This is a genomic window from Staphylococcus capitis subsp. capitis (genome assembly GCF_040739495.1).
Lineage (GTDB): Bacteria > Bacillota > Bacilli > Staphylococcales > Staphylococcaceae > Staphylococcus > Staphylococcus capitis.
The window spans coordinates 796,949-817,958 of record NZ_CP145263.1; the positions used below are offsets into that span (position 1 = coordinate 796,949).

15 protein-coding genes, 2 tRNA genes, 3 rRNA genes and 1 pseudogene are annotated in these 21,010 nt (G+C 36.0%); all 21 read left to right on the plus strand.

Going from position 1 to position 21,010, the window contains the following annotated elements; genetic code table 11:
• Positions 1-316 precede the first annotated feature (316 nt).
• The 21 genes and pseudogenes from V6C74_RS03995 (at position 317) to rrf (ending at position 20,690) form a co-directional block, all read left to right on the plus strand.
• The gene (locus tag V6C74_RS03995) at positions 317-1,387 is read left to right on the plus strand and encodes a D-alanine--D-alanine ligase (protein ID WP_002435813.1); all 1,071 of its coding nucleotides are present in this window, start codon (positions 317-319) and stop codon (positions 1,385-1,387) included.
• Positions 1,388-1,402: 15 nt separating this feature from the next.
• Complete coding sequence (gene murF / locus V6C74_RS04000; protein WP_016898669.1) at positions 1,403-2,758, plus strand: UDP-N-acetylmuramoyl-tripeptide--D-alanyl-D-alanine ligase; 1,356 nt, start codon at positions 1,403-1,405, stop codon at positions 2,756-2,758.
• 303 nt (positions 2,759-3,061) lie between these two features.
• Complete coding sequence (locus V6C74_RS04005) at positions 3,062-4,597, plus strand: DEAD/DEAH box helicase (RefSeq protein ID WP_002435499.1); 1,536 nt, start codon at positions 3,062-3,064, stop codon at positions 4,595-4,597.
• 121 nt (positions 4,598-4,718) lie between these two features.
• Positions 4,719-5,198, plus strand: coding sequence for a PH domain-containing protein (locus tag V6C74_RS04010; RefSeq protein WP_002453690.1), 480 nt, complete (start codon positions 4,719-4,721; stop codon positions 5,196-5,198).
• A complete protein-coding gene (locus tag V6C74_RS04015) occupies positions 5,191-6,690 on the plus strand; it encodes a PH domain-containing protein (RefSeq protein WP_002453689.1) in 1,500 nt (499 codons plus the stop codon). Before V6C74_RS04010 ends, V6C74_RS04015 begins: the two co-directional genes overlap by 8 nt.
• Positions 6,683-7,183, plus strand: a complete 501-nt coding sequence (locus tag V6C74_RS04020; RefSeq protein WP_002453688.1) for a PH domain-containing protein — start codon at positions 6,683-6,685, stop codon at positions 7,181-7,183. Before V6C74_RS04015 ends, V6C74_RS04020 begins: the two co-directional genes overlap by 8 nt.
• 48 nt (positions 7,184-7,231) lie before the next feature.
• Positions 7,232-7,588, plus strand: coding sequence for a holo-ACP synthase (gene acpS / locus V6C74_RS04025; protein ID WP_002453687.1), 357 nt, complete (start codon positions 7,232-7,234; stop codon positions 7,586-7,588).
• A gap of 66 nt (positions 7,589-7,654) precedes the next feature.
• Positions 7,655-8,803 (plus strand): alanine racemase, encoded by a 1,149-nt coding sequence (gene alr, locus V6C74_RS04030; protein ID WP_002453686.1) that lies wholly within the window; start codon positions 7,655-7,657, stop codon positions 8,801-8,803.
• Positions 8,804-8,891: 88 nt separating this feature from the next.
• Positions 8,892-9,062 (plus strand): type II toxin-antitoxin system antitoxin MazE, encoded by a 171-nt coding sequence (mazE, locus tag V6C74_RS04035; RefSeq protein WP_002435513.1) that lies wholly within the window; start codon positions 8,892-8,894, stop codon positions 9,060-9,062.
• A complete protein-coding gene (locus V6C74_RS04040) occupies positions 9,059-9,415 on the plus strand; it encodes a type II toxin-antitoxin system PemK/MazF family toxin (RefSeq protein WP_002435799.1) in 357 nt (118 codons plus the stop codon). The genes mazE and V6C74_RS04040 overlap by 4 nt, the downstream gene beginning before the upstream one ends.
• A gap of 378 nt (positions 9,416-9,793) precedes the next feature.
• A pseudogene (locus V6C74_RS04045) lies at positions 9,794-10,795 on the plus strand (SpoIIE family protein phosphatase).
• 101 nt (positions 10,796-10,896) lie between these two features.
• On the plus strand, positions 10,897-11,223 hold the full coding sequence (locus tag V6C74_RS04050; protein WP_002435753.1) for an anti-sigma factor antagonist: 327 nt from the start codon (positions 10,897-10,899) through the stop codon (positions 11,221-11,223).
• A gap of 1 nt (position 11,224) precedes the next feature.
• On the plus strand, positions 11,225-11,704 hold the full coding sequence (gene rsbW / locus V6C74_RS04055; RefSeq protein WP_002435518.1) for an anti-sigma B factor RsbW: 480 nt from the start codon (positions 11,225-11,227) through the stop codon (positions 11,702-11,704).
• On the plus strand, positions 11,679-12,449 hold the full coding sequence (sigB, locus tag V6C74_RS04060; protein WP_002435824.1) for an RNA polymerase sigma factor SigB: 771 nt from the start codon (positions 11,679-11,681) through the stop codon (positions 12,447-12,449). The genes rsbW and sigB overlap by 26 nt, the downstream gene beginning before the upstream one ends.
• Before the next feature lie 165 nt (positions 12,450-12,614).
• Positions 12,615-14,765, plus strand: a complete 2,151-nt coding sequence (locus V6C74_RS04065; RefSeq protein ID WP_002453684.1) for a Tex family protein — start codon at positions 12,615-12,617, stop codon at positions 14,763-14,765.
• Positions 14,758-15,216 carry a SprT family protein gene (locus tag V6C74_RS04070; RefSeq protein WP_016898671.1) on the plus strand — a complete coding sequence of 153 codons (459 nt, stop codon included), beginning with the start codon at positions 14,758-14,760 and terminating at the stop codon, positions 15,214-15,216. The genes V6C74_RS04065 and V6C74_RS04070 overlap by 8 nt, the downstream gene beginning before the upstream one ends.
• A 273-nt stretch (positions 15,217-15,489) precedes the next feature.
• A tRNA-Leu gene (locus V6C74_RS04075) sits at positions 15,490-15,576 on the plus strand.
• Between the two features lie 22 nt (positions 15,577-15,598).
• Positions 15,599-15,672 (plus strand) — tRNA-Gly (locus V6C74_RS04080).
• Between the two features lie 116 nt (positions 15,673-15,788).
• Positions 15,789-17,339, plus strand: a 16S ribosomal RNA gene (locus V6C74_RS04085).
• Positions 17,340-17,582: 243 nt separating this feature from the next.
• A 23S ribosomal RNA gene (locus V6C74_RS04090) occupies positions 17,583-20,506 on the plus strand.
• Positions 20,507-20,575: 69 nt separating this feature from the next.
• Positions 20,576-20,690: ribosomal RNA gene (gene rrf, locus V6C74_RS04095) — 5S ribosomal RNA — on the plus strand.
• The 16S, 23S and 5S rRNA genes sit together here with 2 tRNA genes alongside, the layout of an rRNA operon.
• The last annotated feature ends 320 nt before the right edge of the window (positions 20,691-21,010 follow it).

The window sequence follows — 21,010 nt, forward strand, 5'->3', positions numbered from 1 at the left end:
CATAATTTAACGGTTAATAAATAGTCTACATTGATTTTACATGACTTTTTTTAAATTTGCTAGAATATCAAAGTGGCAAGTCGACAAATTATATAGAAATAAGCTTTCTTTTCCATTCAAAGGTAGAGGAATTAAAACAGTCACTAAAAATTAGATTTATTGATGGATTATCAAATGCAATTGATTTTAGAAATATGATAATATTAAGTTTCAGAGACCGTTATGTACATTGAGCTATACATAATAAATAAAATATCACAATTATTAAACAGATAAATGGCAAATAAGCCGAGTAATTGTAATGGAGGAAAACGAAATGACAAAAGAGAATATTTGTATCGTTTTTGGAGGAAAAAGTGCTGAACATGATGTTTCAATTTTAACAGCACAAAACGTATTAAACGCAATTAACAAAGATCAATATCAAATAGATATTATTTATATTACAAATGATGGTGAATGGAAGAAGAAAGAAAACATCACTGATGAAATTAAATCTACTGACGAATTAGTTTTAAATAATGTTGAAGCGGGAGAAATATCACAATTATTAAGTAAAGGTAGTACTGGACGTTCTTATGATGCAGTATTCCCACTTTTACATGGACCTAATGGTGAAGACGGTACGATTCAAGGATTATTCGAAGTATTAGATATTCCATATGTAGGTAATGGTGTGTTAGCAGCTTCAAGTTCTATGGACAAATTAGTTATGAAACAATTGTTTGAACATAGAGGATTACCTCAATTACCATACATTAGTTTCTTAAGAAGTGAATATGAAAAGTATGAGAACAACATTATTAAATTAGTTAATGATAAATTAACTTACCCAGTTTTTGTGAAACCTGCTAACTTAGGTTCAAGTGTTGGTATTAGTAAATGTAATAATGAAGAAGAACTTAAATCAGGTATTGAGGAAGCTTTCCAATTTGACCGTAAACTTGTAATTGAACAAGGAATTGAAGCGCGTGAAATTGAAGTGGCTGTATTAGGTAATGATTATCCTGAAACTACATGGCCAGGAGAAGTTGTTAAAGATGTGGCATTTTATGATTACAAATCTAAATATAAAGATGGTAAAGTTCAGCTTCAAATACCAGCCGATTTAGATCAAGACGTTCAAATGACATTACGTAATATGGCGTTAGAGGCTTTTAAAGCCACTGATTGTTCAGGTTTAGTACGTGCAGATTTCTTCGTTACAGAAGACAACCAAATCTATATTAATGAAACAAATGCTATGCCAGGATTTACTTCATTTAGTATGTATCCAAGCTTGTGGGAGAATATGGGATTATCATATCCAGATTTAATTGCAAAATTAATAAATCTCGCTAAAGAACGTCATGAAGATAAAAAGAAAAATAAATATAAAATTGATTAATAGAGGATTTTAAATATGATTAACGTTACATTAGAACAAATCAAACATTGGATACCTTGCGAAATTGATGAACAATATTTAAGCCATTCTATCAATGGTGTAACTATTGATTCTCGTAACATTGAAAAGGATATGCTTTTTATCCCATTCAAAGGTGAGAACGTAGATGGCCATCGATTTGTTGCACAAGCTTTAAAGGATGGTGCTGGTGCTTCATTTTCAGAAAAGGGAACTGAGTTAAACGAGGATATCGAAGGTCCAATCATTTGGGTTGAAGATACACTTAAAGCATTACAAGACTTAGCCAAAGCATATCTTAAATATGTGAACCCTAAAGTGATTGCAGTAACTGGATCAAACGGTAAAACGACTACAAAAGATATGATTGAGAGTGTCTTAACGACAGAATTTAAAGTAAAGAAAACACAAGGTAACTATAATAATGAGATTGGAATGCCTTTAACAATATTAGACTTAGATGAAGATACAGAAATTTCTATTCTTGAAATGGGCATGTCTGGCTTCCATGAGATAGAGTTATTATCTTCAATTGCTGAACCGGATATTGCAGTCATCACAAATATTGGTGAATCACATATGCAAGATTTAGGTTCAAGAGAGGGTATTGCTAAAGCCAAGTCTGAAATTACTATTGGTCTTAAAGAGAATGGGACATTCATATATGACGGTGATGAACCATTACTAAAATCGCATCTCGAACAATTAAATAAAGCAAGATTAATAAGTGTAGGTTTAGGTAATAGTAATACGCTCGTATGTCATGTTGATGATATAGAAACAGAAGGTATCGCTTTTACAATAAATGATAAAGAAAGCTTCACACTACCTATCCTAGGTACGCACAATATGAAAAATGCGACGATAGCCATTGCGATAGGACATGAACTTGGTTTGTCATATGAAACAATAAAAGACAATATTAATCATGTTAAGTTAACAGGTATGCGTATGGAGCGTCACCAAACTACTAATAACGTAACTGTCATTAATGATGCTTATAATGCAAGTCCGACAAGTATGAAAGCTGCCATCGATACGCTAAGTAGTATGGAAGGACGAAAAATCCTTATTCTAGCAGATGTTTTAGAGCTAGGTGAAAATAGTCAATCTATGCACGAAGAAGTCGGGGCTTATCTCAATAATAAAACAATTGAGGTATTATACACTTATGGTGATGAAGCACGATTTATTTTTAACACAGGTCAAAATGAAGTGACTACTGCACAACACTTTGATGATAAAAGTGAACTGATTAAAGAATTGAAGACTATTGTGAAAGAAAACGATAAAATATTGGTTAAAGGTTCACGAGGTATGAAACTTGAAGAAGTAGTCGAAGCATTAATTTAATAGTTTAAAGTAAATGAACATGCATATTTCAATATTCTCGATCTAAACGTTGATGAGTAAGTTGAAATGCATGTTTTTTTGCGTTGAAAATGATTTAAAGATTTTAACCGCTTACATCATGTGATGCGCTATCTTTTTTAAGAGTAATAAATTTAAAATTTAAGAGTAAAACAAAGAAAGTAAGTAACTGCTTTATTGCTATAATATTTTTAAGGTGGTACTATATAGAAGTTGATGAAACAAAAGTGAACATATATGCAAAAACGTATATTAAGAAATAAACACTTAAAAAGGAGAATTATTTTGCAAAATTTTAAAGAATTAGGGATCTCGGATAGAACGGTTCAAACGCTGGAATCTATGGGATTTAAAGAACCTACACCTATCCAAAAAGACAGTATCCCTTATGCGTTAGAAGGAGACGACATCCTTGGTCAAGCCCAAACAGGTACGGGTAAAACAGGGGCTTTTGGTATTCCTTTAATTGAAAAAGTTGTAGGCCAACAAGGCGTACAATCACTCATTTTAGCGCCAACAAGAGAACTTGCTATGCAAGTTGCGGAACAATTAAGAGAGTTCAGTAAAGGCCAAAATGTTCAAGTCGTTACGGTTTTCGGTGGAATGCCGATTGAACGACAAATAAAAGCACTTAAAAGAGGACCACAAATTGTAGTAGGAACTCCAGGACGTGTAATTGATCACCTAAATCGTCGTACTTTAAAAACTAATGGTATTCATACATTAATTTTAGATGAAGCTGACGAAATGATGAATATGGGATTTATCGACGATATGAGATTTATTATGGACAAAATTCCATCTGACCAGCGTCAAACAATGTTATTCTCAGCGACTATGCCTAAAGCAATTCAAGACTTAGTTCAACAATTTATGAAGACGCCTAAAATCATTAAAACAATGAATAATGAAATGTCAGATCCACAAATAGATGAATACTATACTATTGTTAAAGAATTAGAGAAATTTGATACATTTACAAATTTTCTTGATGTTCATCAACCAGATTTAGCGATTGTATTTGGACGTACGAAACGTCGTGTTGATGAATTAACTAGTGCGCTATTATCTAAAGGCTATAAAGCAGAAGGCTTGCATGGTGATATTACTCAAGCTAAACGTTTAGAAGTCTTGAAGAAATTCAAAAATGACCAAATTGACATTTTAGTTGCCACTGACGTAGCAGCTAGAGGTTTGGATATTTCAGGTGTAAGTCACGTTTATAACTTTGATATCCCTCAAGATACAGAAAGCTATACTCATCGTATAGGTCGAACAGGACGTGCAGGTAAAGAAGGTATCGCGGTAACATTTGTAAATCCAATTGAAATGGATTATATACGTCAAATTGAAGATGTCAATGGACGTCGAATGAACGCTTTAAGACCACCACATCGTAAAGAAGTACTTAAAGCTCGTGAAGACGATATTAAAGAAAAAGTTCAAAACTGGATGTCTAAAGACAGTGAACCTCGTTTACAACGCATTTCAAGTGAATTACTTGAAGAATATGACAGCACTGAGTTAGTTGCATCATTGCTACAAGAATTAGTAGAAGCAAACGATGAAGTTGAAGTACAGTTAACGTTCGAGAAACCATTAGCACGTAAGAATCGCAATAGTAGAGGTGGCGGTTCAAGAAGAGGTAACAATAACAAACGTGGCAATGGCAAATTTGATAATAAAAATAGACGTTCAAAAGGGTCTAAAGGTCATTCAAATAAAAAGAAAAATAATAAAAAATTCGAACGTCGTGATAAACAAAATAAAGGTTCAAACCAATCAATGAGAGGCCGTACATTTGCCGATCATCAAAAATAATCGATGATGTTATTAACCAGTTAAGTCTATTGACTTAGCTGGTTTTTTAGATTTAAAGCTTTATTTAGACCTATCACACTCTATGCTATAATGTGAGTAAATTAATTAAAGGAGCTTTAATATGAATCTTGATAGTACGTTTCATCGCAGTCCTAAAAATGCATTAAAGTACTATTACATCACTAGTTTTATTGGTTTAATTGTAGTACTAGTGATTTTGAGCATATTATATTATTGTTGGTCTACTTATAATTGGTGGAACTTTATTCTATACATACTTATTACAGTTGCGGTGATTTCAGTTATAAACTTTATTGTTGGGCCAGTTCTGAGATATAAATACCATTTTTATAAATTTGAAGGCGATTCAATTATTTTGAAGCAAGCTTTTTTCTTTAAAAAGGAAGAACTAAGTAAGATAGAGAGGTTGCAATATATTACAGTCAGTACAAATCCGCTAGCAAAAATATTTAAAATAAATACAATTGAATTGGTTACAGCAGGTCATGAAATTTCACTGCCGATGGTTTCAGAAAAAGAGGCAGACGTAATAGAGCATCAAGCATTAAATAGATTGAGAGGTGTAGATGACGATGTATAATCCACAAAAGCTACATCCGGTCTCATATGTAACGAGTCTAATTAATGTTATTAAAAATAATTTTATTGTAATTATTATTTTCCTGTTTAATATTAAAGATTTTAAATATGATGATTTCTATTCATACTTATGGCCAGGTATCATGACATTAATATTTTTAATAACTTTCTTTTATAATATTTTCAAAGTTTATAATACTAGATATTGGATTGAAAACAATCATTTCATTCTTACAACAGGTGTATTAAATAAAGAGCGAAAAGAACTCAATATTAGTAGAATTCAATCAGTTGATACCACTGAAGGTTTTGTGAATCAAATAGTAGGTGGCGTAGAACTTATTATTAAAACTCCAAGTGACGGTATTGAACTAAGTACAATATCAAAGAAGCAAAGTGTATCGATTGAAAGTGAGATTAAAAACATACAACAACAATTGAATGCAACGCATCAAGCTAAAGTGAATGTTGATTTTGAAAAGGATGAAGACGAGGATAATGAATCCTTGAAAAATGTACCTACTAAATCAATTTTTAAAATGTCATTTAAACAATTATTATTTATGGCAATGACTAGTGGTGCGATTGGTATTACATTAATAACATTGTCTCCAATTGTGGGAAGTTTCTCGGACATTATACCTTGGGAAAAATTAGGTGGGGAACTCTCATATGTCTTAAAATCTACTTTCTTCATAATTATTGCTATAGTGGTTGTCGTTTTAATAATGAGCTATATCATCGGTACGTGTCTCGCATTCATAAGATACTATGGATATAAAGTAACGCAACAAGGTCATCAACTTAAAATTCAATATGGCTTATTTACAAAAAAGAATGTCACTGTACCAACAAATCGACTTCAAGGTGTACTTGAACATCAATCATATCTAAGAAGATTATTTGGTTATACTTCTATTCATTTTTATATTACTAGTGACATTGTTACTTCTGCAGAGATGAGTGATGTTAATGGACGTATAATGATTTTACCTTTTATTAAACGGCAACAAGCTTATGAAGTGATTCAATCACTGGTACCAGAAATGCGTTTTAATACAGCCCATACTGGCATGCCACTAAGAGGTTTTCATCGACATTTTCTTATACCATCACTTATTCTTATTTTTGCTAGTTTTATTGGATGGTATTTCTGGTCTACGTGGTCGTTTGTTATTGCGGGGTTATTAATCATTTTACTAATAATAAGGGCCATATTATATGTGCGATATAGTGGTTATTACCTTGAAAATGAAGAAATTGTTATCCAAAAAGCATCATTACTTAATATGAAAAGATTCTACTTCAAACTCAATAAAGTCATAGGTATGGAAATTAAACAGCATCCTTTATTAGAAAGAAAGCATTTGGCCAATTTTAAATTTATAATCGCCAAAGGTTTTGAAAATAAAAAAATAGGTCTTAAATACACAGACGTTTCTAAAGTTAATGAATTTAAAGAGTGGTACATGAGAGGTGATACTCATGAGTAATTATAACTATATGAATAAAAAGGGTTTAAAAGCAATGCGAATGAATGCTTTGGTATGGATAACAATCTTTACTATTGCATTAATCGTATTTACCATCTTTAATGTGTTGAAATTTCATTGGATAGATAATCGTACACTCATCATTGCTGAAATAGTTGGAGTCGTTATTTTAGGAGTCTTTTTTATATTTGTAATGCCCATATTTCGATATAAAAATTTTAGATACGCAATTGAAGAAGATGAAGTACATGTTAGAAGAGGCATTATTTTCATAAAGACAAATATCATTCCCTACTTTAGAATTCAGAACATCGATATTAATGAGGGCTTTATAATGAGAAGATATCAACTAGCTACTCTCACGCTATCAACAGCTGGGGGTAATAGTGAAATTGAATTGATAGATAAAAATGAAGCTCAAAAATTAAAGTTATTAATTAAACAAAATAAAACTAGAGATGCGCATGATATGTTAAACGGTGATGATGCATAAGATACTATGAATAGAAACTATAATGAAAGTGATTAAAGAGGCGAAGTTATGATAAATGGAATAGGTATAGATTTGATAGAAATTGAGCGTATTAGAGAGGTGTTATATAAACAACCTAGATTAGTTGACCGAGTATTAACTAAAAATGAAAAGCTAAAGTTTGAAAAATTCACTCATGAAAAACGTAAGATTGAATTTTTAGCAGGTCGTTTTGCTGTTAAAGAAGCTTTTAGTAAAGCATTGGGTACAGGGTTAGGTCAGACGATATCTTTTAAAGATATCAATTGCTATAACGATGAATTAGGTAAGCCATGTATCGACTATGATGGATATAGAGTTCATGTAAGCATTACCCATACAGATAATTATGCAATGAGTCAAGTTACCTTAGAAAAATTAGAATAAAGGCGTTATATAATAAATGTATTAATACTTTAGTATTAAGCGAGTAGTTTCAAGGAGGACCTTTTCATGTCGGAAAAATTCTATAGATCAACCTATTTAAATGTTAATTTAGATGCAATATTAAACAATTATCAAATATTCAATCAGTTACATCATAACAAGACTGTTATATCAGTCATTAAAGCTAATAGTTATGGATTAGGTAGTGTAAAAGTAGCACATCACCTAATGGAACATGGGGCTTCGTTTTTCGCAGTTGCAACACTTGATGAAGCAATTGAATTAAGAATGCATGGAATTGATGCAAAAATACTAGTCTTAGGTGTCATTCCAACTAAAGACATAAGTAAAGCTATTCAACATCGTGTAGCTCTTACTGTACCTTCAAAAGCTTGGCTTAAAGAAGCTATTAGAAATATACCTGAAAAAAATGAGAAAAAACTTTGGTTACATGCCAAAATAGATTCTGGTATGGGTCGATTAGGTATGAAAGATGTTGAAGAGTATAAAGATGTTGTTGATATAATTAATAAAAAAGATGATCTTGTATTTGAAGGCGTGTTTACACATTTCGCTAGCGCAGATGAACCAGGGGATTCTATGAATGAACAGTATGAATTTTTTAAAGATATTGTTAATCAAGTAGAAAAACCAAATTACATTCATTCACAAAACTCTGCAGCTTCTTTATTAATGGATGGACAATTTTGTAATGCGATTAGATTAGGTATCTCATTATATGGGTATTATCCTTCACAATATGTTAGGGATAATGTCAAAGTACATCTTCGCCCAAGTGCTCAACTCGTTACTGAAATAGTACAAGTGAAATCTCTTAAAGTTGGCGAAACTGTGAGCTATGGACGTACTTTTACAGCTGATAAAGAAATGAAAATTGCTATACTACCAGTTGGATATGCTGATGGTTATTTAAGAGCTATGCAAGGTGCTTATGTGAATGTTAATGGCCATCAATGTGAAGTGGTAGGTCGGGTTTGTATGGATCAGACTATAGTGAGCGTGCCTGATGATGTGAAGATGGGAGACAAAGTGATATTGATGGATAATCATATAGATTCACCACAGTCCGTTGAGTCTCTAGCTGAAAAGCAACATACAATCAATTATGAAGTATTGTGTAACTTATCAAAACGTTTACCAAGAATCTATCACCATAATGAAGAACAAATGGTTACGAACGATTTGTTAAAATAGTATAGTCACTGCGTTAAAAATTTGTTATTATAAACATAAATTAAAGGTTAAATAACAACTTTTTTGGAATCAGATGGAGGTTCTTCATATGTTATCTTTTAATCAATCTAGGAGTCACAGTCTTGAACAATCATTAAAAGAAGGCTATGCACAAATGGCCGATTTAAACCTCTCCCTAGCAACGGAAGCTTTTCCCATCGAATGTGAAGCTTGCGATTGTAATGAAACATATCTTACTTCTAACTCTAAGAATGAATGATTAGAAGAGGCGATGTTTACTTAGCTGATTTATCACCAGTTCAAGGGTCTGAACAAGGGGGAGTAAGACCTGTTGTAATTATACAAAATGATACTGGTAATAAATATAGTCCAACTGTCATAGTTGCTGCTATTACAGGTAGGATTAATAAAGCGAAGATACCAACCCATGTAGAAATTGAAAAGAAAAAATATAAGTTAGATAAAGACTCTGTTATCTTACTTGAACAAATTAGAACACTAGATAAAAAACGTTTAAAAGAGAAGTTGACCTATTTGTCTGAAAGTAAGATGAAGGAAGTTGACAACGCCCTAGATATCAGTCTAGGATTACATAATTTTGACCATCAATGATTATAGCGTTTTATATGTAGTTAACATAAATAAAATAATGAATTTAAAGACAATAACTTTATAATAATTATAACTCTTAATTAACTAGGTAACTTAGACCGATTGCTTACATCAAGAATTTTTTGCAAATCAAGACTAGTGCTACCTCTCATTAGTTAAATAGCATATAATTATAGTTATTATGTAAATACATTTATTATAAAAGAATGTCTTGAGTTTTACGGCTTTAGGTATTCCAATCCTAAAGTCTTTTTTAGATATTAAGAAACTGTGGCTTTTTAGTTATTTGCTATTCATTTTATAGATAAAAAAGAATTCCAAAAAGTACCAGATTAAAAGCATATGGAATTGTGAATTGGAAGTAAGGAGGCACATCTTGTGGAAGAATTTAAGAAAGATTATATGGAACTTGTAAAAGAAAGTTTAACTACTGAAAACCGAACGCAACTTATAAAAAAGTGCGAAGAATTTACAAATTAAGTAATTAAAAAGGATTTACTGCCAGAAGATATTGTAGAAATTCATAAATCATATATTAACCAATTAGATTTAGAAGAAAAAGAAATACTCGGTACATTAGATGTCCTTCAAGAGGTAGTAAAAGGATTCGGTTATAGTTATAGAGATTATCAAAGATTAGTTAATAAATTACAAGTTCACGACAAAGAAATTGATTTGGCTTCTAGACTTCAGCAAACTATGCTTAAAACAGATATACCTCAATTCGATAGTATACAAATCGGTGTAATTTCCGTTGCGGCTCAAAAGGTAAGTGGCGATTATTTTAATTTAATTGATCATAAAGACGGAACTATGAGTTTCGCTGTTGCGGACGTTATCGGTAAAGGTATACCTGCTGCTTTAGCTATGAGTATGATTAAATTTGGAATGGATTCATATGGTCACTCTCAATTGCCTAGTGATGGTTTAAAGCGTCTTAACCGAGTTGTCGAAAAAAACGTCAACCAAAATATGTTTGTAACGATGTTTTATGGCTTGTATGAAGAAATGAATCATCTTTTATATTGTAGTTCTGCAGGGCATGAGCCTGGTTATATTTATCGAGCTGAAACAGAACAATTTGAAGAGATTGACGTTCGTGGGCGTGTACTTGGAGTAAGTCAGAAGACTCGATATAATCAACAAGAGATACCTATTTATCTCGAAGATTTAATAATTATCTTTACTGATGGTGTAACTGAGGCACGAAATAGAGAAGGTGAATTTATCGATAAAGATAAATTGTTAAATTTAATACAAAAATATAAACATATGCATCCACAAGATATAGTTCAAATTATTTATGAAGGAATTTTAAAAGTTCAAAATCCTAGTAGAAAAGACGATATGACAATTTTAATTATAAAAAGAGTAAATTAATTTAAATAATTTAGATTAAAGTTTCAAGTCGTAGGGTATACATATTTTTGAACACAAATGTAGAAATGAAGCAGATTTGATAAAGACTAGGAGTGTATCGAATGAATCTTAATATAGAAACTGTAACTCATGACGATTATTATGAAGTTAAAGTTGGCGGAGAATTAGATGTATATACAGTGCCTGAATTAGAAGAGGTACTTGTACCAATGCGACAAGAAGGGACTCATGACATTCATGTTAATTTAGCTAACGTAAGTTACATGGACTCTACAGGATTAGGTTTATTTGTAGGAACGTTAAAAGCATTAAACCAAAATGATAAAGATTTATATATATTAGGTGTTTCTGATCGAATCAGTAGATTATTTGATATTACCGGTTTGAAAGATTTAATGCATGTTAATGAAGGAACGGAGGTTGAATAACATGCAATCAAGACAAGATTACATTGAAATGCGGTTACCAGCCTCTGCGGAATACGTAAGTTTAATACGTTTAACATTATCTGGTGTATTCTCAAGAGCTGGAGCATCTTATGACGATATTGAAGATTCTAAAATTGCTGTAAGTGAGGCAGTGACTAACGCTGTAAAACATGCTTATAAACAAAATACTGAAACCGGTATGATTAATTTATGTTTTGAGATATTTGATGATAAAATAAAAATAGTTATTTCAGATCAAGGTGAAAGTTTTGATTATGAAACAACTAAATCAAAATTAGGTCCTTACGACGATAACGAAAACATTGATTTTCTTCGCGAAGGCGGCTTAGGATTATTCCTTATTGAATCATTAATGGACGAAGTGAAGGTCTATAAAGAATCTGGTGTTACAATCAGTATGATTAAGTATATTAAAAAAGAGCAGGTGCGAAATAATGGCGAAAGAGTCGAAATCAGCTAATGATGTATCACCTGAACAAATTAACCAATGGATTAAAGAGCACCAAGAAAATGAAAATAGCCAAGCTCAAGATAAATTAGTTACGCATTACCGCAAACTAATAGAATCTTTAGCATATAAATATTCAAAAGGGCAATCACATCATGAAGATTTAGTTCAAGTTGGTATGGTTGGTTTAATAGGGGCCATCAATAGATTTGATTTGTCATTTGATCGAAAATTTGAAGCATTCCTAGTTCCAACCGTAATTGGTGAAATAAAAAGGTATTTAAGAGATAAAACATGGAGTGTTCATGTACCAAGACGTATTAAAGAAATTGGTCCAAGAATTAAAAAGATAAGTGACGAACTTACAAATGAGCTAGAGCGTTCACCATCCATCAGTGAAATTGCTCAACGACTTGAAGTTTCGGATGAAGAAGTCTTGGAAGCGATGGAGATGGGTCAAAGTTATAATGCGCTCAGTGTTGATCATTCTATTGAAGCAGATAAAGACGGATCAACTGTCACTCTATTAGATATTATGGGTCAACAAGATGATAATTATGATTTAACTGAAAAGAGAATGATTCTAGAACGTATTTTACCTATATTATCTGATAGAGAAAGACAAATTATTCAATGTACATTTATAGAAGGTTTAAGCCAAAAGGAAACAGGCGAACGTATTGGCTTAAGTCAAATGCATGTCTCTCGCTTGCAACGTACTGCAATCAAAAAGTTGCAAGAAGCAGCTAAACAATAAATATAAAAAGAAGTTCATTGACTGAGTTAATGAACTTCTTTTTATATGTTAGAATTTTTAACTTTAAAAAAGATTAAAGCATTCTAAATTATATCTAGGAAGAATCTAGTTAAAAAATTATGTTAAACTAGTGAAGAAATTTTTAAAGAAAAGCGTGGTAGAATAATGGACAAAAATTTAATTCAAACAATCGTTGAAAAGTATTCTTTTTCAGAGAAACAAATTAAATCAGTTCTTGAACTCTTAGAAGATAACAACACTGTGCCATTTATTGCAAGATATCGTAAAGAGGCAACTGGTGGTCTAGATGAAGTTGAAATTAAGCAAATTGATGATGAATATAGATATATGGAAAATCTTCAAAAAAGAAAAGATGAAGTGATACATAGTATTGAACAACAAGGCATGCTAACTGAAGACTTAAAAAAAGATATTATTAAACAGACAAAACTACAAAGAGTTGAAGATTTATACCGTCCTTATAAACAGAAAAAGAAAACACGTGCTACTGAAGCTAAAAGAAAAGGGTTGGAGCCTTTAGCAAAATGGTTACTTCAGAAGAATTTAGATAAGAATGTTGATGAAAAAGCACAAGAATTCATAAATGAAGAAGTTTCTACAGTAGAAGATGCTATTAAAGGGGCACAGGATATTATTGCTGAACAAGTTTCAGATGACCCTAAATATCGTTCAAGACTTTTAAAAGATATATATCATCAAGGTCAAATTGTGTCTGCTAAGAAGAAAAAAGCAGAAGATGAAAAAGAAATCTTCTCAATGTATTATGATTATTCTGAACCAGTAAAGCGTGTTGCAAATCATAGAATTTTAGCTATGAATCGTGGGGAGAAAGAAAAAGTATTAAACGTTAAAATAGAATTTGACACATCAAGAATTAAAAAAGACATTGAACGACAATTAATTCAAGTAAATAATGAAGCAAGTCCTTATATTGCAGAGGCTATTGAAGATAGTCTTAAACGATTAATTATGCCTTCGATTGAAAGAGAAGTTCGAGGAGATTTAACTCAGAAAGCAGAAACACATGCCATCGATGTTTTTAGTGAGAACTTAAGAAACTTACTTTTACAACCACCTATGAAAGGAAAACAAATTCTCGGTGTGGACCCGGCATTTAGAACGGGATGTAAGTTAGCAGTTATTAATCCTTTTGGAACGTTTATTGCTAAAAGCGTCATTTATCCTCATCCTCCAAAATCTAAAATCGAAGCTTCTGAAAAAGAACTGGTCAACATGATTAAAGATTATCAAATTGAATTACTAGCGATTGGAAATGGAACAGCTAGCCGTGAAACTGAACAATTTGTAGCAAATGTAATTAAAAAATATAAATTAGATGCTCAATTCATCATTGTCAATGAAGCGGGAGCCTCTGTGTATTCTGCTTCAGAAATTGCCAGACAAGAGTTTCCAGATTTTCAAGTTGAAGAACGAAGCGCTGTATCTATAGGTAGAAGAGTTCAAGATCCATTAAGCGAATTAGTTAAAATAGATCCAAAATCTATTGGGGTAGGTCAATATCAACATGATGTAAATCAAAAAGAATTAAGCAATGCGCTTACTTTCGTAGTTGAAACTGCAGTTAACCAAGTAGGCGTAGATGTAAATACAGCTTCAAAATCTTTACTTCAATATGTTTCAGGACTATCTTCAACTATTGCGCAAAATATTATTGATTATAGAGAAGAAAATGGACCTATTAAACATAATAAAGAAATTAGTAAAATTAAACGGTTGGGTTCTAAAACTTTTGAACAAAGTATAGGCTTTTTACGTATCGTTGATGGCTCAGAACCATTAGATAATACTGCGATTCACCCTGAGAGTTATGAAGTGACTTATGAAATATTAGAGCAACTAGGTTTAGGCGCTAATGATATAGGTACGGATCAATTAAAATCAACATTAAGTGATGTGAATATTGAAGGGCTTGCGAAACAATTGAATATTGGTGAACCCACTCTAGAAGATATTATCAAATCACTTATTGCGCCTAATAGAGATCCAAGAGATGAATTTGAGACACCAATCCTTAAATCTGATGTATTATCCATTGAAGATTTAAATGAAGGCATGAAATTAAATGGTACTGTTAGAAATGTAGTAGATTTTGGTGCATTTATTGATATAGGTGTTAAACAAGATGGATTAGTCCATGTTTCTAAACTTTCTAAGAAATTTGTAAAGAATCCTATGGATATTGTAAGTGTGGGAGATATCGTGGATGTTTGGATTCTGGATATCGATGAAAATAAAGGTAAAGTATCTTTAACGATGATTGATCCAAATGAATAATATTGAACTTCAAAGATTAACTGAAAACTTGGCCATCAAATACTTTGGAGTACCTTTCAAACATAAGGCTTATTTTAATCAACGATTACGTACTACAGGTGGAAGATATTTGTTAAAAAGCCACAATATAGAAATAAACCCTAAACAATTAAAGCATTTTGGAGAAGATGCAATAGCTCAAATAGTTAAACATGAACTTTGTCATTATTTTCTTCATCTTGCTGGTAAAGGGTATCAACACAGAGATACAGATTTCAAAGCTTTAAGCGCTAAAGTAGGCGCACCAAGGTTTTGCAATCCGACTGAAACATATGAAAGTCGAGCTAATTACAAATATCAATGTGTTAGTTGTAAAGCTAATTATTTACGTATTAAAAGAGTGAACACTCAAATAATGAGATGCGGGCATTGCGGTGGCAAACTTAAATTAGTTAAAGTTTTTGAAAAATAAAAAAATATAAATATATATTTAGTAAAAGGGTTGTTAAAAGCAGATGTTGTTTTCTAACAACCTTTTTTATAATTGATATAAATTTTGTTGTGAAAAACATTGACAATAATTATTACATGATATATTATAGGTATAGTTGTCTTAAAAAGGAAAGCAAAACAAACCTTTATTAACAATATTAATTTTAAGTTAATTTTGTGTTGACAAAATGTAACCGACAATTTACAATGGTTATTGTCTCGATAATTAAAAGTTTAATTATGCGTTTTGCCAGCGGTCGTGGCGGAATGGCAGACGCGCTAGGTTGAGGGCCTAGTGGGAGTTAATCCCGTGGAGGTTCAAGTCCTCTCGGCCGCACCAAATCATATATTTAATACTACATGCGGGTGTAGTTTAATGGCAAAACCTCAGCCTTCCAAGCTGATGTTGTGGGTTCGATTCCCATCACCCGCTCCATTTAATATTTATGAACATTGAAAACTGAATGACAATATGTCAACGTTAATTCCAATAAACGTAACGAAACGTTACAAACTATTTAGTATTTATGAGCTAATCAAACATCATAATTTTTTATGGAGAGTTTGATCCTGGCTCAGGATGAACGCTGGCGGCGTGCCTAATACATGCAAGTCGAGCGAACAGACGAGGAGCTTGCTCCTCTGACGTTAGCGGTGGACGGGTGAGTAACACGTGGATAACCTACCTATAAGACTGGGATAACTTCGGGAAACCGGAGCTAATACCGGATAACATGTTGAACCGCATGGTTCAACAGTGAAAGACGGTCTTGCTGTCACTTATAGATGGATCCGCGCCGCATTAGCTAGTTGGTAAGGTAACGGCTTACCAAGGCAACGATGCGTAGCCGACCTGAGAGGGTGATCGGCCACACTGGAACTGAGACACGGTCCAGACTCCTACGGGAGGCAGCAGTAGGGAATCTTCCGCAATGGGCGAAAGCCTGACGGAGCAACGCCGCGTGAGTGAAGAAGGTCTTCGGATCGTAAAACTCTGTTATTAGGGAAGAACAAATGTGTAAGTAACTATGCACGTCTTGACGGTACCTAATCAGAAAGCCACGGCTAACTACGTGCCAGCAGCCGCGGTAATACGTAGGTGGCAAGCGTTATCCGGAATTATTGGGCGTAAAGCGCGCGTAGGCGGTTTTTTAAGTCTGATGTGAAAGCCCACGGCTCAACCGTGGAGGGTCATTGGAAACTGGAAAACTTGAGTGCAGAAGAGGAAAGTGGAATTCCATGTGTAGCGGTGAAATGCGCAGAGATATGGAGGAACACCAGTGGCGAAGGCGACTTTCTGGTCTGTAACTGACGCTGATGTGCGAAAGCGTGGGGATCAAACAGGATTAGATACCCTGGTAGTCCACGCCGTAAACGATGAGTGCTAAGTGTTAGGGGGTTTCCGCCCCTTAGTGCTGCAGCTAACGCATTAAGCACTCCGCCTGGGGAGTACGACCGCAAGGTTGAAACTCAAAGGAATTGACGGGGACCCGCACAAGCGGTGGAGCATGTGGTTTAATTCGAAGCAACGCGAAGAACCTTACCAAATCTTGACATCCTCTGACCCCTCTAGAGATAGAGTTTTCCCCTTCGGGGGACAGAGTGACAGGTGGTGCATGGTTGTCGTCAGCTCGTGTCGTGAGATGTTGGGTTAAGTCCCGCAACGAGCGCAACCCTTAAGCTTAGTTGCCATCATTAAGTTGGGCACTCTAAGTTGACTGCCGGTGACAAACCGGAGGAAGGTGGGGATGACGTCAAATCATCATGCCCCTTATGATTTGGGCTACACACGTGCTACAATGGACAATACAAAGGGTAGCGAAACCGCGAGGTCAAGCAAATCCCATAAAGTTGTTCTCAGTTCGGATTGTAGTCTGCAACTCGACTACATGAAGCTGGAATCGCTAGTAATCGTAGATCAGCATGCTACGGTGAATACGTTCCCGGGTCTTGTACACACCGCCCGTCACACCACGAGAGTTTGTAACACCCGAAGCCGGTGGAGTAACCTTTTGGAGCTAGCCGTCGAAGGTGGGACAAATGATTGGGGTGAAGTCGTAACAAGGTAGCCGTATCGGAAGGTGCGGCTGGATCACCTCCTTTCTAAGGATATATTCGGAACATCTTCTTCGAAGATGAAAGGGATAACGTGACATATTGTATTCAGTTTTGAATGTTTATTAACATTCAAATTTGTACATTGAAAACTAGATAAGTAAGTAAATAGATTTTACCAAGCAAAACCGAGTGAATAGAGTTTTAAATAAGCTTGAATTCATAAAAATAATCGCTAGTGTTCGAAAGAACACTCACAAGATTAATAACGCGTTTCCTGGTGGAAACATAGATTAAGTTATTAAGGGCGCACGGTGGATGCCTTGGCACTAGAAGCCGAAGAAGGACGTTACTAACGACGATATGCTTTGGGTAGCTGTAAGTAAGCGTTGATCCAGAGATTTCCGAATGGGGGAACCCAACATGAGTTATGTCATGTTATCGACATGTGAATTCATAGCATGTCAGAAGGCAGACCCGGAGAACTGAAACATCTTAGTACCCGGAGGAAGAGAAAGAAAAATCGATTCCCTGAGTAGCGGCGAGCGAAACGGGAAGAGCCCAAACCAACAAGCTTGCTTGTTGGGGTTGTAGGACACTCTATACGGAGTTACAAAAGAACATGTTAGACGAATCATCTGGAAAGATGAATCAAAGAAGGTAATAATCCTGTAGTCGAAAACATATTCTCTCTTGAGTGGATCCTGAGTACGACGGAGCACGTGAAATTCCGTCGGAATCTAGGAGGACCATCTCCTAAGGCTAAATACTCTCTAGTGACCGATAGTGAACCAGTACCGTGAGGGAAAGGTGAAAAGTACCCCGGAAGGGGAGTGAAAGAGAACTTGAAACCGTGTGCTTACAAGTAGTCAGAGCCCGTTTATGGGTGATGGCGTGCCTTTTGTAGAATGAACCGGCGAGTTACGATCTGATGCAAGGTTAAGCAGCGAATGTGGAGCCGTAGCGAAAGCGAGTCTGAATAGGGCGTTGAGTATTTGGTCGTAGACCCGAAACCAGGTGATCTACCCTTGGTCAGGTTGAAGTTCAGGTAACACTGAATGGAGGACCGAACCGACTTACGTTGAAAAGTGAGCGGATGAACTGAGGGTAGCGGAGAAATTCCAATCGAACTTGGAGATAGCTGGTTCTCTCCGAAATAGCTTTAGGGCTAGCCTCAAGTGATGATTATTGGAGGTAGAGCACTGTTTGGACGAGGGGCCCCTCTCGGGTTACCGAATTCAGACAAACTCCGAATGCCAATCAATTTAACTTGGGAGTCAGAACATGGGTGATAAGGTCCGTGTTCGAAAGGGAAACAGCCCAGACCACCAGCTAAGGTCCCAAAATATATGTTAAGTGGAAAAGGATGTGGCGTTGCCCAGACAACTAGGATGTTGGCTTAGAAGCAGCCATCATTTAAAGAGTGCGTAATAGCTCACTAGTCGAGTGACACTGCGCCGAAAATGTACCGGGGCTAAACATATTACCGAAGCTGTGGATTGTCCTTCGGACAATGGTAGGAGAGCGTTCTAAGGGCGTTGAAGCATGATCGCAAGGACATGTGGAGCGCTTAGAAGTGAGAATGCCGGTGTGAGTAGCGAAAGACGGGTGAGAATCCCGTCCACCGATTGACTAAGGTTTCCAGAGGAAGGCTCGTCCGCTCTGGGTTAGTCGGGTCCTAAGCTGAGGCCGACAGGCGTAGGCGATGGATAACAGGTTGATATTCCTGTACCACCTAGTATCGTTTTAATCGATGGGGGGGGACGCAGTAGGATAGGCGAAGCGTGCTGTTGGAGTGCACGTCCAAGCAGTAAGGCTGAGTGTTAGGCAAATCCGGCACTCGTTAGGCTGAGCTGTGATGGGGAGAGGAAATTGTTTCCTCGAGTCGTTGATTTCACACTGCCGAGAAAAGCCTCTAGATAGATAACAGGTGCCCGTACCGCAAACCGACACAGGTAGTCAAGATGAGAATTCTAAGGTGAGCGAGCGAACTCTCGTTAAGGAACTCGGCAAAATGACCCCGTAACTTCGGGAGAAGGGGTGCTCTTTAGGGTTCACGCCCAGAAGAGCCGCAGTGAATAGGCCCAAGCGACTGTTTATCAAAAACACAGGTCTCTGCTAAACCGTAAGGTGATGTATAGGGGCTGACGCCTGCCCGGTGCTGGAAGGTTAAGAGGAGTGGTTAGCTTCTGCGAAGCCACGAATCGAAGCCCCAGTAAACGGCGGCCGTAACTATAACGGTCCTAAGGTAGCGAAATTCCTTGTCGGGTAAGTTCCGACCCGCACGAAAGGCGTAACGATTTGGGCACTGTCTCAACGAGAGACTCGGTGAAATCATAGTACCTGTGAAGATGCAGGTTACCCGCGACAGGACGGAAAGACCCCGTGGAGCTTTACTGTAGCCTGATATTGAAATTCGGCACAGCTTGTACAGGATAGGTAGGAGCCATTGAAACGTGAGCGCTAGCTTACGTGGAGGCGTTGGTGGGATACTACCCTAGCTGTGTTGGCTTTCTAACCCGCACCACTTATCGTGGTGGGAGACAGTGTCAGGCGGGCAGTTTGACTGGGGCGGTCGCCTCCTAAAAGGTAACGGAGGCGCTCAAAGGTTCCCTCAGAATGGTTGGAAATCATTCACAGAGTGTAAAGGCATAAGGGAGCTTGACTGCGAGACTTACAAGTCGAGCAGGGTCGAAAGACGGACTTAGTGATCCGGTGGTTCCGCATGGAAGGGCCATCGCTCAACGGATAAAAGCTACCCCGGGGATAACAGGCTTATCTCCCCCAAGAGTTCACATCGACGGGGAGGTTTGGCACCTCGATGTCGGCTCATCGCATCCTGGGGCTGTAGTCGGTCCCAAGGGTTGGGCTGTTCGCCCATTAAAGCGGTACGCGAGCTGGGTTCAGAACGTCGTGAGACAGTTCGGTCCCTATCCGTCGTGGGCGTAGGAAATTTGAGAGGAGCTGTCCTTAGTACGAGAGGACCGGGATGGACATACCTCTGGTGTACCAGTTGTCGTGCCAACGGCATAGCTGGGTAGCTATGTATGGACGGGATAAGTGCTGAAAGCATCTAAGCATGAAGCCCCCCTCAAGATGAGATTTCCCAACTTCGGTTATAAGATCCCTCGAAGATGACGAGGTTAATAGGTTCGAGGTGGAAGCGTGGTGACACGTGGAGCTGACGAATACTAATCGATCGAAGACTTAATCAATATTAAAATGTTTTGCGACGCAAAATCATTACTTACTATCTAGTTTTGAATGTATAACACATTCATTTGTCTGGTGACAATGGCAAGGAGGTCACACCTGTTCCCATGCCGAACACAGAAGTTAAGCTCCTTAGCGCCGATGGTAGTCGGACTTACGTTCCGCTAGAGTAGGACGTTGCCAGGCAAAACGAGAGACCGTAAGGTCTCTTTTTTTTATGCGAAAAATAAAGATATAGAAAATTATCAAGAGCCATAGCTATAGAAGAGAACTATACTCTGCGAAGAGAAAGCGTTTGAAGCTGATGAATTAAGGAAAGAACGCCACGAGTTTAGTCGAGCTAAACGAGTCAGAGAGAGACGAAAATGAAGAAAGATGCGAGCGCTTGTCTCGAAGCAGAGGAAGCACCTTAGCGCCGAAGGTAGCCGACTTACGTTCTAAAGTAAAATAAGTATTTTTAATACTTAATTTTACTTACTTAATGGTCAAAGCCATTAAGAACCAAA

Coding starts and splice junctions, on each gene's coding strand:
- acpS (WP_002453687.1), top strand. CDS start 7,232: ATGATAAATGGAATAGGTATAGATTTGATAGAAATTGAGCGTATTAGA.
- V6C74_RS04070 (WP_016898671.1), top strand. CDS start 14,758: ATGAATAATATTGAACTTCAAAGATTAACTGAAAACTTGGCCATCAAA.
- sigB (WP_002435824.1), top strand. CDS start 11,679: ATGGCGAAAGAGTCGAAATCAGCTAATGATGTATCACCTGAACAAATT.
- V6C74_RS04010 (WP_002453690.1), top strand. CDS start 4,719: ATGAATCTTGATAGTACGTTTCATCGCAGTCCTAAAAATGCATTAAAG.
- alr (WP_002453686.1), top strand. CDS start 7,655: ATGTCGGAAAAATTCTATAGATCAACCTATTTAAATGTTAATTTAGAT.
- mazE (WP_002435513.1), top strand. CDS start 8,892: ATGTTATCTTTTAATCAATCTAGGAGTCACAGTCTTGAACAATCATTA.
- V6C74_RS04040 (WP_002435799.1), top strand. CDS start 9,059: ATGATTAGAAGAGGCGATGTTTACTTAGCTGATTTATCACCAGTTCAA.
- V6C74_RS04050 (WP_002435753.1), top strand. CDS start 10,897: ATGAATCTTAATATAGAAACTGTAACTCATGACGATTATTATGAAGTT.
- V6C74_RS03995 (WP_002435813.1), top strand. CDS start 317: ATGACAAAAGAGAATATTTGTATCGTTTTTGGAGGAAAAAGTGCTGAA.
- V6C74_RS04065 (WP_002453684.1), top strand. CDS start 12,615: ATGGACAAAAATTTAATTCAAACAATCGTTGAAAAGTATTCTTTTTCA.
- rsbW (WP_002435518.1), top strand. CDS start 11,225: ATGCAATCAAGACAAGATTACATTGAAATGCGGTTACCAGCCTCTGCG.
- V6C74_RS04015 (WP_002453689.1), top strand. CDS start 5,191: ATGTATAATCCACAAAAGCTACATCCGGTCTCATATGTAACGAGTCTA.
- V6C74_RS04020 (WP_002453688.1), top strand. CDS start 6,683: ATGAGTAATTATAACTATATGAATAAAAAGGGTTTAAAAGCAATGCGA.
- murF (WP_016898669.1), top strand. CDS start 1,403: ATGATTAACGTTACATTAGAACAAATCAAACATTGGATACCTTGCGAA.